The organism is Streptomyces sp. SAI-135 (genome assembly GCF_029893805.1).
In the GTDB taxonomy this organism is placed as follows: Bacteria; Actinomycetota; Actinomycetes; order Streptomycetales; family Streptomycetaceae; genus Streptomyces.
In genome coordinates this window covers 1,734,601-1,747,299 of the sequence record NZ_JARXYP010000002.1, presented here as the reverse complement: position 1 = coordinate 1,747,299, position 12,699 = coordinate 1,734,601, and the positions used below count along the sequence as shown (strand labels likewise).

The 12,699-nt window shown below is 72.0% G+C and carries 11 protein-coding genes; 5 read left to right on the top strand and 6 right to left on the bottom strand.

Going from position 1 to position 12,699, the window contains the following annotated elements:
- Positions 1–27: 27 nt before the first annotated feature.
- The gene (locus M2163_RS12300) at positions 28–564 is read right to left on the bottom strand and encodes a hypothetical protein (RefSeq protein ID WP_280854255.1); all 537 of its coding nucleotides are present in this window, start codon (positions 562–564) and stop codon (positions 28–30) included.
- Positions 565–995: 431 nt separating this feature from the next.
- On the opposite strand from M2163_RS12300, the gene M2163_RS12295 reads away from it, so the two are divergent.
- The 4 genes from M2163_RS12295 to M2163_RS12280 all read left to right on the top strand — a co-directional run bounded on the left by M2163_RS12295 (position 996) and on the right by M2163_RS12280 (position 5,825).
- Positions 996–3,992, top strand: coding sequence for a nitrate- and nitrite sensing domain-containing protein (locus M2163_RS12295; protein ID WP_280893974.1), 2,997 nt, complete (start codon positions 996–998; stop codon positions 3,990–3,992).
- Complete coding sequence (locus M2163_RS12290) at positions 3,989–4,411, top strand: roadblock/LC7 domain-containing protein (protein WP_123759431.1); 423 nt, start codon at positions 3,989–3,991, stop codon at positions 4,409–4,411. Before M2163_RS12295 ends, M2163_RS12290 begins: the two co-directional genes overlap by 4 nt.
- A 9-nt stretch (positions 4,412–4,420) precedes the next feature.
- The gene (locus tag M2163_RS12285; protein ID WP_280893973.1) at positions 4,421–4,816 is read left to right on the top strand and encodes a DUF742 domain-containing protein; all 396 of its coding nucleotides are present in this window, start codon (positions 4,421–4,423) and stop codon (positions 4,814–4,816) included.
- 403 nt (positions 4,817–5,219) lie between these two features.
- The gene (locus M2163_RS12280; protein WP_280852740.1) at positions 5,220–5,825 is read left to right on the top strand and encodes an ATP/GTP-binding protein; all 606 of its coding nucleotides are present in this window, start codon (positions 5,220–5,222) and stop codon (positions 5,823–5,825) included.
- 72 nt (positions 5,826–5,897) lie between these two features.
- Here M2163_RS12280 and glpK read toward each other — a convergent pair whose 3' ends face one another.
- From glpK to M2163_RS12255, 5 genes are all read right to left on the bottom strand, one after another.
- The gene (glpK, locus tag M2163_RS12275) at positions 5,898–7,409 is read right to left on the bottom strand and encodes a glycerol kinase GlpK (RefSeq protein WP_280852741.1); all 1,512 of its coding nucleotides are present in this window, start codon (positions 7,407–7,409) and stop codon (positions 5,898–5,900) included.
- A 147-nt stretch (positions 7,410–7,556) separates the two neighbouring features.
- Positions 7,557–8,282 carry an MIP/aquaporin family protein gene (locus M2163_RS12270; RefSeq protein WP_280893972.1) on the bottom strand — a complete coding sequence of 242 codons (726 nt, stop codon included), beginning with the start codon at positions 8,280–8,282 and terminating at the stop codon, positions 7,557–7,559.
- A 372-nt stretch (positions 8,283–8,654) separates the two neighbouring features.
- Entirely contained in the window at positions 8,655–10,307 is a 1,653-nt protein-coding gene (locus tag M2163_RS12265) for a GGDEF domain-containing protein (protein ID WP_280893971.1), read from the bottom strand.
- Positions 10,308–10,413: 106 nt separating this feature from the next.
- Positions 10,414–11,604 carry a lipid-transfer protein gene (locus tag M2163_RS12260; RefSeq protein ID WP_280893970.1) on the bottom strand — a complete coding sequence of 397 codons (1,191 nt, stop codon included), beginning with the start codon at positions 11,602–11,604 and terminating at the stop codon, positions 10,414–10,416.
- On the bottom strand, positions 11,601–12,026 hold the full coding sequence (locus tag M2163_RS12255; RefSeq protein WP_280897249.1) for a zinc ribbon domain-containing protein: 426 nt from the start codon (positions 12,024–12,026) through the stop codon (positions 11,601–11,603). Before M2163_RS12255 ends, M2163_RS12260 begins: the two co-directional genes overlap by 4 nt.
- A gap of 135 nt (positions 12,027–12,161) precedes the next feature.
- On the opposite strand from M2163_RS12255, the gene M2163_RS12250 reads away from it, so the two are divergent.
- Positions 12,162–12,698, top strand: a complete 537-nt coding sequence (locus M2163_RS12250) for an NUDIX domain-containing protein (protein ID WP_280852745.1) — start codon at positions 12,162–12,164, stop codon at positions 12,696–12,698.
- The last annotated feature ends 1 nt before the right edge of the window (position 12,699 follow it).

Here is a 12,699-nt window from a genome sequence, read left to right as displayed (position 1 = left end):
CGCGACCGCGGTGCGGCCCCGCCGGGCTCACGAGTGCGACAGACGCCCCGTGCCGCCCTGACGCCGTATCCGCTCCTGGGTCCGTTCCGTGGCCCGCGCCTGCCGCCGGGCCTTGCGGCGCTCACGCCGCAGCGCACGCGCCGTGCTGCTCGGGGTCGACACCACGCCGTGCCGCTGGTTCCACACCTGGCGGGTCACCCAGACGTCCAGGGCGGCCCAGGTGGCCACCACGGTGCTCGCCACGCTGCTGAGGACCATCGGGAACGCCAGCCAGGAACCCGCCATGGTGCACAGGAAGGCCACCATCGCCTGGAGCAGGGTCACCGCGATGACGAGCACCGCGCGTACCGCGGAGTTCCGCACCGGATCCGGCAGCCGGCGCCTGCGCGCGGGTTCCTCGACCCACAATGGCCGGTACGGCTCCTCCCGGGCCGCGGCACGCCCGCCCGGCACGTCCGGCCCAGCCGGTATGCCGCGCATCCGCGCCTCTGGACGCCGCGGCGCCGCCGGACCCGCTGTCTCCACGCCGATTCCCGGCGCCTCCTGCCGTTCCGCCGTGCCCATCACCGTGTCACTCCCCACCGCCGGCAGATCCCTGGTCCCGGTGTCAGTGGACCGGGCTTCAAAGGTGGCTGCCCGGCTTGCGCTGCTTTACGCCGCCCAGTTGCAGATGCGGCTCCTGTGGCCGAATCCACCGCCATTTCCCGAAGAGAAGGACGAACAAGACCTCTTCAAGATTCCCCCGCGACGTCAAAGAAACGAAAAAATCCAGCCAACCCCCCGCCCTGGTAGGTCGGTTCCGGTCCGACCCGACCCACCTGGTGACAGGAGGCAATCTCCCGTAATGGGAGGAGAACTCCCCATGTCGCGTCAGCTGTGCGGAGGTTCGGATTCCGGACGCAGCTTCGAGTTACGTGTGCGTCGGTAGTAGGCTCGCGCCGTTTGTTGACGTACATGTGTACCCCCGGCCGGCGGGGGTCGAGCTGGGGGAGGCCATGCGCTTTCGCGGGAAGTCGATCCGCCGGAAGATCGTGGCGCTGCTTCTCGTGCCGCTGGTGTCCCTGATCGCGGTGTGGGGCTTCGCCACGGTACTGACGGGACGTGAGGTCGCCCAGCTCTTCCAGGTCTCGACCGTCACGGAGAAGCTCGGGTATCCCATTGAGGACACCGTGCGCGTGCTCCAGCAGGAACGCCGCCAGACCCTGGTCTACCTGGCCGATCCACGTGCCTCGGACGCCCTGTCCGCGCTGCGCAGCACGAGGAGCGCCTCGGACGACGCCATCGCCGAGTTCCGCCGGGGCGCACGCGATCCCGATGTCCGCGACGGCATCGACCAGGACGACGACGAGCGCCTCACCGCCGTCCTGGACGCCTTCGACGGCATCGACTCGCTGCGCCGCAGCGTCGAGGACGGCACCCTCTCCAGGATCCAGGCCCTCGACCAGTACAACCGCCTGGTCGACCCCGCCTACGCCCTCCTCGCCACCCTCGACGGCATCGACAGCGTGGAACTGGACAAGCAGGCACGGGCGTTGGTCAACATCACCCGGGCCCGCGAACTGCTCTCCCGCGAGGACGCCCTGCTCGGATCCGCCCTCGTGGTGGGCAAGCTCACCCGCGACGAGATCCGCGACGTCTCCGACCTGGTCGCCCAGCGGACCCTGATGTACGACGTCAGCCTGGGCGTGCTGCCGGCCTCGGAGCGCGAGCGCTACGAGCGCTTCTGGAAGAACGCCGGCACCGCCCCGCTGCGCTCCGCCGAGCAGTCCGTCTCCACCGCGGAGCCCGGCACGGACGCCGGCGTCAGCGCCAAGAGCTGGGACACCGCCGCGGGCACGGTGCTCGACGAACTCGCCAAGCTGGACGACCAGGCGGGCGACCGCCTCCAGGACCGCGTCCGGCCCGACGCGATGGGCGTCATCGTCAAGGCGGCCGCCGTCGGCGTCCTCGGTCTGATCGCCCTGCTCTTCTCGCTCGTGCTCTCCGTGCGCGTCGGCCGCGGCCTGATCCGCGACCTGAGGCAACTGCGTCTGGAGGCCCACGAGGCCTCCGGCGTCCGGCTGCCCAGTGTGATGCGCCGCCTGTCGGTGGGCGAACAGGTCGACGTCGAGACCGAGGTCCCGCGCCTGGAGTACGACAAGAACGAGATGGGCGAGGTCGGCCAGGCCCTCAACACCCTCCAGCGCGCCGCCGTCGAAGCCGCCGTCAAACAGGCCGAGTTGCGCGCCGGGGTCTCCGAGGTCTTCGTCAACCTCGCCCGTCGCAGCCAGGTTCTGCTGCACAAGCAGCTCACCCTGCTCGACACCATGGAGCGGCGCACCGAGGACACCGACGAACTCGCCGACCTGTTCCGCCTCGACCACCTCACGACCCGTATGCGCCGGCACGCCGAGGGCCTGGTGATCCTCTCCGGCGCGGCCCCCTCCCGGCAGTGGCGCAAACCCGTCCAGCTCATGGACGTCGTCCGCGCCGCCGTCGCCGAGGTCGAGGACTACGAGCGCATCGAGGTCCGCAGGCTGCCCAGGGTGGCCGTGACCGGCCCGGCCGTCGCCGACCTCACCCATCTGGTGGCCGAACTCCTGGAGAACGCCACGGTGTTCTCCCCGCCGCACACCGCCGTCCAGGTCCTGGGCGAACGCGTGGCCAACGGCTTCACCCTGGAGATCCACGACCGCGGGCTCGGCATGGCCGCCGACGCGCTGCTGGACGCCAACCTCCGGCTCGCCGAGACACCGGAGTTCGAGCTGTCCGACACCGACCGGCTGGGCCTGTTCGTGGTCAGCCGGCTCGCCCAGCGGCAGAACGTCAGGGTCTCGCTGCAACCCTCGCCGTACGGCGGCACGACGGCGGTCGTCTTCATCCCCGACGCGCTGCTGACGGACGACGTCCCCGACACCAACGGCATCGGCTTCCGCCTCGACCGCCCCCGGCCGTCGAAGGAGGCCGAACTGGAGGCGGCGCAGCGCGTCTCGCTCACCCGGGGCACGGGCCAGCTGCCGCCCGCGATCCTGGACGGCCCGGTCGAACTGGAGGCTCCGGTCGACCTGGACACCCTGAACGACCTCCCGGGCGTGCTCGATTCCGAGGACAGCGAGCGCGGCGGACTGTTCCGGCCGCGCCGCTCCCTGGCCCAGGTCGACGACGAAGACCCCGCAGCCGACGGTGCGGACATCGGCGACGACGGTCCGGGCGCCCCGGTCTCCCTGTCCCGCCGCCGTACGCCCAAGCTGGTCAGCTCCCACGGCCGCCCGGTCACCGACGAGCGGACGGGTCGCGAGGAGCCGGACCGTCCGGTGGCGATCGGCCCGGTCGCGTCCCGGTCGCAGACCACCCCAGCCGCGGGACCGGATTCCGCGCGCTCCGAGCCTCCGACGCTGCCGAGCCGCCGCCGTGCCGCGGCCCTGCGCAGGAGCACGGACGTGGCCGACCGGCTCGACGAGTCGACCGGGACACCGGCGTCCGCGGCACACCCGAGCCGGCAATTCGGCGGGGCCCCCGAAGCTCCTGCCCTGCCCCGGCGCACCCGGCGTGCCGAGATCGCGTCGAGCGGCCCGACCTCGGACGACTCGGCCACCGGTCCCGTCGGCGGGCCGGGCCCGGGTACGTCCGCTCCCGCCGGCGACGGTGTGACCGACTCGGCCCCGAGCGGCCTCCTGCGGCCCGGTCGGGACGAGCCCACCCGCGGGACCTCCGGGGCATCCGGCTCGGGCAGGCCACCCCTCGGGGCCGGCCGCGGGACCCAGGAGGCCGCATCCGGCTCCGCCCCGCTGCCCCGCCGGGTACGCCAGGCCAACCTGGCCCCCCAGCTCAAGCAGGCCCCGGAGCGGCCCAAGAACCGGGCGGAGCCCGCCGAGCGGGACGCCGACGAGGTACGCAGCCGCATGGCCTCGCTCCAGCGGGGCTGGCAGCGCGGCCGTGAGGAGAACGCCGGGGGCGACGACCCGTCCGGCGGCACAGCACCACAACGAACGACTAAGGGGGACGGTCGATGACCGCACCGAAGGCGACCGACAAGTCCGGCGAGCTCAACTGGCTCCTCGACGACCTGGTGGAGCGCGTCGCGAGCATCCGCAAGGCCCTGGTGCTCTCCAGCGACGGCCTCCCCACCGGCGTGTCCCAGGACCTGACCCGTGAGGACAGCGAGCACCTCGCCGCCGTGGCGTCCGGGTTCCACAGCCTGGCCAAGGGCGTGGGCCGGCACTTCGAGGCGGGCAACGTCCGGCAGACCGTGGTGGAACTGGACGACGCCTTCCTGTTCGTGACGGCCGCGGGCGACGGCAGCTGCCTCGCGGTCCTCTCCGACGCCGACTCGGACGTGGGTCTCGTCGCCTACGAGATGACGCTCCTGGTCAAGCGGGTCGGTGTGCATCTCGGTGCCGCGCCGCGCACCGATCTGCCTCAGGGCGGGTAGTGAGATGGCATGAGCACAGACGGTCAGGGAAGAAGCCACTGGTTCGACGACGAGGCCGGACCGGTGGTCCGTCCGTACGCCATGACGCGAGGCCGCACCACAAGTGCCGGTCAGCACCGTCTCGACCTGATCGCGGTCGTCGTGGCCGAACCCCACACGGACGACCCCGAGGGGGACCACTCGCTGTCCCCCGAGCACGTGGACATCGTCGACCTGTGCCGGGAAACGCCGCAGTCGGTGGCCGAGCTGTCCTCCGAACTCGACCTGCCCATCGGGGTCGTACGGGTTCTCGTGGGCGATCTCGTCGCCTCGGAGTGGGTCCGTGTGAACCGGCCGGTGCCGCCCGCCGAGCTGCCGGACGAGAGCATCCTGCGTGACGTGATCAACGGTCTCCGGGCCCTGTGACCGGTCGGCGCCGGGGCGCGGATGCCCCGTCCGGTCCGCGGCGGGGCCGGCAGATCCTGCCGATATGATCTGACTGATCGTCGACGACCACCCCTGGACGGCCGGCCACCGGCCCGTGGCCACGGTTGCGAGCAGTGCGATCGGAGAGACGGACGTGACGACAGGCCGGCATGCACGGGTCGGCCGAGGCGGGCGCCTGCACCGGCCTCGGCCCGCTGCGCCGTGCGCACCAGCCGCCGCCCTCGCCTCCCGCCCGCATCCGCGGCGACGTCCCCGGAGTCCTGGAGCGTCGACTGCCCCTACGGCTCGACCCGTTCGCCGCGACCCGGCAGCGTCGGCCCCGGCGGCGCAGGCCATGGCCCGCGGCCGATCCCACACCCCCAGCAAGCAGGAGAAGAGACCAATGATCTTCGGGCGTTCTGAGCGCGGCAAGCCTCCGGTCGAGCCCGTCACGCTCAAGATCCTGGTGGCCGGCGGCTTCGGCGTGGGCAAGACCACGTTCGTGGGCGCGGTCAGCGAGATCAGGCCGTTGCGCACCGAGGAACTGCTCACCGAGGCAGGGCGCCCGGTGGACGACACGAGCGGCGTCGAGGGCAAGCGCACCACCACCGTCGCCATGGACTTCGGGCGCATCACCCTGCGCGAGGACCTGGTGCTGTACCTGTTCGGCACACCCGGACAGGAACGGTTCTGGTTCATGTGGGACGAGCTCTCCGAGGGTGCCCTGGGAGCCGTCGTGCTCGTCGACACGCGTCGCCTGGAGGACTGCTTCGCCGCCGTCGACTACTTCGAGCGGCGCTCCATACCCTTCCTCGTCGGCGTCAACTGCTTCGACGGGGCCGTCCGTTACCCGGAGGAGGACGTACGGCAGGCCCTCGACCTCGACGACGACGTACCGGTCGTGCTGTGCGACGCCCGCGACAAGCAGTCGGTCAAGGACGTCCTCGTGGGCGTGGTCCAGCACGCGATGGCGTACTCCGCGCGCCGCCGGCAGAGCATCACCACCTGAGACCGGGGGAGCGCCCCGTACCCCCGCCGACAGGGGTACGGGCCGCAGCTCGACGGCACCACGCGTGCGTGCCTAGTTCTCGCCGTCCTCCTCCCAGCCGAAGCTCTTCTCCACGGCCTTGCGCCAGTTGTGGTACTGGCGGTCCCGGACGGACGCCTCCATGTCCGGCGTCCACTCGACGTCCTTCTGCCAGTGGGACTTCAGCTCGTCGAGACCGTTCCACACACCCGTGGCCAGTCCGGCCGCGTACGCGGCGCCCAGACACGTGGTCTCGGAGACCTTCGGCCGGACCACCGGCACGTCGAGGACGTCCGCCTGGTGCTGCATCAGCAGGTTGTTCCTGGTCATGCCGCCGTCCACCTTGAGGGTGGTGATCCGCACCCCGGAGTCCTGGTACATGGCGTCCACGACCTCCCGCGTCTGCCAGCTCGTCGCCTCCAGTACGGCCCGCGCGAGGTGCGCCTTGGTGACGTAGCGCGTCAGGCCCGTGACGACCCCCCGCGCGTCGGAGCGCCAATAGGGCGCGAACAGGCCGGAGAACGCGGGCACGATGTACGCACCGCCGTTGTCCTCGACACTGGCCGCGAGAGGCTCGATCTCGTCGGCGGTACGGATGATGCCGAGCTGGTCGCGGAACCACTGGACCAGGGCGCCCGTGATGGCGATGGACCCCTCCAGGCAGTAGACCGGCGCCTCGTCGCCGATCTTGTAGCCCATCGTCGTCAGCAGGCCGTTCTTCGAGGGCACCGGTCGGTTGCCCGTGTTCAGCAGCAGGAAGGACCCCGTGCCGTAGGTGTTCTTGGCGGTGCCCACGTCGTAGCAGGCCTGCCCGAACACCGCGGCCTGCTGGTCGCCCAGCGCTGACGCCACGGGCACGCCCGCGAGTTGGCCGACCGCGGTGCCGTAGACCTCGGCGGACGACCTGATCTCGGGCAGCACGGCGTCGGGCACGTTCATCGCGGACAGGATGGACTGGTCCCACTGGAGCGTCTCCAGGTTCATCAGCATGGTCCGTCCGGCGTTGGTCACGTCCGTGACGTGCCGCCCGCCGTCGGTGCCGCCGGTGAGGTTCCAGATCAGCCAGGAGTCGATGGTGCCGAAGGCGATCTCGCCGTTCTCGGCACGCGCGCGCAGTCCGGGCACGTTGTCGAGCAGCCAGGCCGCCTTGGGCCCCGAGAAGTAGGTGGCCAGCGGCAGCCCGGTCTGCTCGCGGAAACGGTCCTGCCCGTCGGAGCCGCCGAGCCGGCTGGTCAGGGCCGCGGTGCGGGTGTCCTGCCAGACGATCGCGTTGTGCACGGGCTTGCCCGTGGCGCGGTCCCACAGGACCGTCGTCTCGCGCTGGTTGGTGATCCCCAGGGCGCTGAGCTGGTCGGCCCGCAGCCCCGCCTTGGCGATCGCCCCGGCGACCACGGCCTGCACCTTGGACCAGATCTCGGTGGCGTCGTGCTCCACCCAGCCGGGCTTGGGGAAGATCTGGCGGTGCTCACGCTGGTCGACGGCCACGATCGCGCCGTCCTGGTTGAAGATGATGCAGCGGCTGGAGGTGGTGCCCTGGTCGATGGCGGCGACGAACTTGTCCGTCATGACGTCCCCTTCGTCGGTTCCTGCACAAGGCTGTGTTTCACGAGGGCTGTGCTTCACGAGGGCTGTGCTGCGGAGGGCCCGTGTCCGAGAAGGCCGTGTCTCAGGTGGCCGATGTCTCAGAGGCCCGTGTCTGAGAAGTCCCGTCTGTCAGAAGGCCGCGTTGAAGATCACCCCGGACAGCGCCCCGCCGATCAGCGGTCCCACCACCGGGATCCATGCGTAACCCCAGTCCGAGGTGCCCTTGTTGGGGATCGGCAGCAGGGCGTGGACGATGCGCGGACCCAGGTCGCGGGCCGGGTTGATGGCGTATCCGGTGGGCCCGCCGAGCGACAGACCGATGCCGACCACCAGGAAGGCGACGACGAGCACCGCGGTACCGGACTCGCCGAGCCCCTTGGTGAGTCCGAAGGCGAGGATCGGCAGGACCAGGCCGACGGTCGCGATGATCTCCGTGACCAGGTTCGCCACGGGATGGCGGATCGCGGGCGCGGTGGAGAAGATCCCGAGCGTGGGCTGGGCGAGCTCCTCCTCGGCGTTGGCCCGGAACTGCGCGTAGTAGGTCAGCCAGCACAGGACCGCCCCGAGCACGGCGCCGACCATCTGCCCGGCGATGTAGACCGGCACCTGGTCCCAGTCCCCGGTGTCGACGGCGATCCCGACGGTCACGGCGGGATTGAGATGCCCGCCGGACAGCGGCGCCGCGGTGTACGCCCCGGCCAGCACGCCGAAGCCCCAGCCGAACGCGATGACGACCCAGCCGGCGTCCTTCGCCTTGGAGTAGTTGAGTACGACGGCGGCGACCACGCCGGCGCCGAAGAGAATCAGAATCGCCGTACCGATGACCTCACCGAGGAATACGTCTCCGTTGCTCATGGCGGCTCCTAGGCCCTGGCCCGGGACGATCCGCCCCGGTCCACCTCCGTGCAGGGTTGCGGTTCCCTTGGCGAACTGCCGAGGGCAGGGAGGATCCCGCGCCCCGCCCGGCGTCCGCGACGAGCGTGCCGTCGCAGCCGAATCGCCCGTGGGGGTATGGGCCTTGACTCGTGGGGGCCCGCGCGGCGTGGTGCCTGGAACGCCGAGAATGTACGGCGATGTCGACCGACACCGGAAGTGTTCACCGGGCCCCGGGGAGCGTCAAGGTCGCCGACGGCAACGGTTGGGACGGGCGCCCGGACCGCGTCGATCGGCAGGCGCAGGGCGGGCAGCACGCTGTCCGATCCGGACGGCGCCCCGGCGGACGGCGCGTCAGCCCCTCCCCGGCTCCGCCACCGCGTACCCCGCCGGAGCCGCCTGTGCCCCCGTCCCGCGCCGGATCTCGTGCCCGGGCAGTCCCGCCCGCCCCACGACCCAGCTCGCTCCGCCGAGGGCCTTGGCGGCCTTCTTCAGCGGCGCCAGAAACGCGGCCGCCTCCCGGTGGTCCGCCGCACTGCCGGGCGGGCACACCACGGTGGCCAGGGACAGCGTCACGGGCCGCCCGCCCGCGGCCCAGGGCGCGTCCAGCACCGCGGCGGCCATCGGAGCCAGTTCCTCCGGTTCGCTCAGGACCAGGAAGTCGTCGCCTCCGATGTGCCCCACGCGCGCGGTGCCGGGCGCCGCGTTCTGGAGCGCCCGCCCCACCCCGCGGATGAGCTCGTCGCCCGCCGCGAACCCCGCCCCGTCGTTGACCTGCTTGAAGTGGTCGATGTCGAGCCAGCTCAGCGCCCATGTCCGCCCGGTCGCGATACGCCGGTCCACCTCGGCCGTGATCGCGTCCGAACCGGGCAGCCTCGTCAGCGGGTTGAGCCCGGCGGCCTCCTCCACCCGGGTCTCGCTCAGCGCCCGCACGAGATCCGCCAGCCGAACGACTCCCACGCAGCGGCCGTACCGGTCGACCACGGCGACATCGTCCGAGGTACGGTCCCGGCCGCCGACGGCGACCACGTCCAGGACCTCCCACGCGGTGGCGTCGATCCCCACCGTCCGCGGCGGGTCGCCGAGTTTGGCCGCGGGACGGTCGGCGTACAGGGCGTGTCCGTAGCGTCCCGACATCGACAGCAGGAAGCGCGAGCGGTGCACCGAGCGGAACGGCACCCCTTCGCGGTCCACGAGCAGCACCCCCGACACGTCGGGAGACCCGGTCAGCAGCGCCCGCACCTGCCCGGCGGAGGCGGTGGCCGGCAACAGCGCGGCGGGGCGCACGAACTCCCGTACCGAAGGACCTGACCGCGGGGGAGGCGCATAGGCGGGGGAGCGGGGCGGTACGTACACCTCCGCCGCGGGAAGCCGGGACGGCGGCGCGAACAGCGCGCCCTGGGCCAGCTGCGCACCGGCCGACAGGGCGGCCTCGTACTGCAGTTCCGTCTCCACGCCCTCCACGCAGACCAGAGCCCCCGACTCGTCGCACAGGGTCCGCATCGCCCGTACCGCCGAGGGCCGGGCCAGCAGCGACGCGTCGAGCTTCATGAGGTCGGGCGACATGTCGACAAGGAGTCTCAGCGGTACGTCCCCGTCCCCCACCCCGTCCGCGCTGATCCGGAAGCCCTGTTCCCGCAGCTCGCCGAGCGCCTCCAGCAGTGCCTGGTGCGGCACATGCGTGTACGGCGGCCCCACGTCGACCGTGACCTCCCACGGCAGCCGTCCCGCCTCACGCACCGCGTGGTGCAGCGGGGTGAGCCCGCCGAGGTCGGCGAGCGTGCCCGCGAACACGTTGACGTGCAGCGGCAGCAGGGTCTCCCTGCGTGCCGCGGCCCGCACGGCCAGCACGGCGAGCCGCCCGTCGAGTTCGGGGTCGCGGCGGGCCTCCGCGAGGATGTCGCCGGTCTCCGGGCGGGCGAGTATCTCCAGCGCCGCGACTCCGCCGGTGGCCAGATTGACCACAGGTTGGAAGGCGAAGCGGAGAGTGTCCGTCCAGGAGCGCACGGGAGCATGATGGCGCTCCTGACACACACTCAAGCGCAGTTCATGAGACGTTCACGCAGGATTCCCGGTCGCTCACGCAGCGTACGGGAAACCCCTTTCGCCTCTCTCATCGCACGGCGACCACCGCCGAGCCGTGCCCGAACAGCCCCTGGTTCGCGGTGATCCCCACGCGCGCGTGCTCGATCTGCCGGTCACCCGCCTCACCTCGCAGCTGCCAGGTGAGCTCACACACCTGGGCGATGGCCTGGGCGGGCACCGCCTCGCCGAAGGAGGCCAGCCCACCGCTCGTGTTGACGGGTATGCGCCCGCCCGGCGCCGTCGCCCCCTCGCGCAGCAGCTTCGCGCCCTCGCCCTCCCCGCACAGGCCGAGATCCTCGTACCACTGCAACTCCAGGGCGGTGGACAGGTCGTAGACCTCGGCGAGGGAGAGATCCTCCGGCCCGAGCCCCGCCTCCTCGTAGGCCGCGCGGGCGATGGACGCCCGGAACGTCTCGGCGGCGGGCTCGACGGCCGCCGCGGAGTCCGTCGCGATGTCCGGCAGATCCAGCACGGTGTTCGGATACGTCGGCGTCACCGTCGACACCGCTCTGATCCGTACGGGCTCGGCCGCACCCCGCCCACGCGCGAACTCCACGCTGGAGAGCACCAACGCCGCCCCGCCGTCCGAGGTGGCGCAGATGTCGAGCAGCCGCAGCGGATCGGCCACCACGGCGGAGGCCGCGACCTCCTCGGCACCGACCCTCTTCCGGTAGCGCGCGTACGGATTCAGCGCGCCCATGGCCGAGTTCTTCACCTTGACCTGCGCGAAGTCCTCCAGGGTGTCCCCGTGCACGGCCATCCGCCGGCGCGCGTACAGCCCGAAGTAGGTCGGGTTGGTCGCGCCCAGGACCCGGAACCGCAGCCAGTCCGGGTCGTCGGGCCGGTCTCCGCCCGCGGGCCGGAAGAACCCCTTGGGAGCGGCGTCGGCCCCCACCACGAGCACCACCTCGGCCAGCCCCGCGAGGATCTGTGCCCGCGCCGCGGCCACCGCCTGCGCGCCGGACGCGCACGCCGCGTACACGCTCGTGACACGGGCCCCCTGCCAGCCCAGCGCCTTGGCGAAGGTCGCCCCCGCCACATGGCCCGGATAGCCGCCCCGCACGGTGTCCGCCCCGACGATCGAACCGACTTCCCGCCACCCGAGGCCCGCGTCGGCCAGCGCCGCACGAGCCGCGGCCACGCCGTACTCGACGAAGCCGCGCCCCCACTTGCCCCAGGGGTGCATGCCCGCGCCCAGCACCGCCACGTCCCCCGTCACGCCGTCACCCCCGTCGGCCGCCACCGCCACGTCGTCCAGACCGTCTCCCCGTCCTCATGGAGCACACCGGGGACCAGCTCCACCTCCGCGCCCACGCTCAGATCGGCGACGGTGACCCCGGGAACCGCCTGACCCAGCACCACGATCCGCTCGGCGGCCAGCTCCACAGCGATCAACGTGTACGGCTCCCACGGAAGTTCCGGATCGGTCACATAGGGTGACGGGGGCCGGTACCGGCTGTCCGTGTACGACCAGACCCGGCCGCGCCGCGAAAGGGGAATCTCCGCCAGATCGCCTCCGGCGCATCCGGGGTTGCGGCAGCAGCCGTCCTCGCGCGGGAAGAACACCGCGGCGCAGGCCGAGCAACGGGTCCCGAGGAGCGTGAAGTCGTCTCCGTCACCGGCGAACCACCCGGTGACCACAGGTGTGCGCGTGCGCGGCATGGCCCCTCCCCGAACGAGATCTGACGGAACGTCAGAAGTGTCGCACGGGCGGCCGCAAAGAGGCAGGGGGCCCAACGGAACCGGAGCACCTGATGATCGGATACAGTCCGCGGCGTGTCCGAAACTCAGCACTCCATCCCCAACTCCGCACCCGGCTCCCACTGTTCGAGCTGCGGAGCCCCCTACGGAGAGGGTGTCGCGGGCTGGCCCCGCACCTGTCCCGTCTGCAACACCGTCGCGTACCGCAACCCCCTGCCGGTCGCCGTCGCACTCCAGCCCGTGTACGACACCCAGGGCACGGCCCTGGTCGTCATCACCCGAACCGTGGCCCCCGCGCGCGGAGGCATCGCCCTGCCCGGCGGCTACATCGACGACCGCGAGGACTGGCGGCACGCCCTGGTCCGCGAACTCAGGGAAGAGACCGGCATCGAGGCGGCCGCCCGCGACGTACGGCTCGTCGACGCGCTGAGCTCGCCCGACGGCCACCTGCTGCTGTTCGGAGTGCTGCCGGAGCGCCCCGCCGACGGCCTCCCGCAGTCCGCGGCCACCGACGAGACGGAGGGCTGGCACCTCCTGCGCAGGCCCGAGGAGCTCGCCTTCCCGCTGCACACACTGGCCGTACGGGCCTGGTTCGAGGGCCGCTACGTCTGAC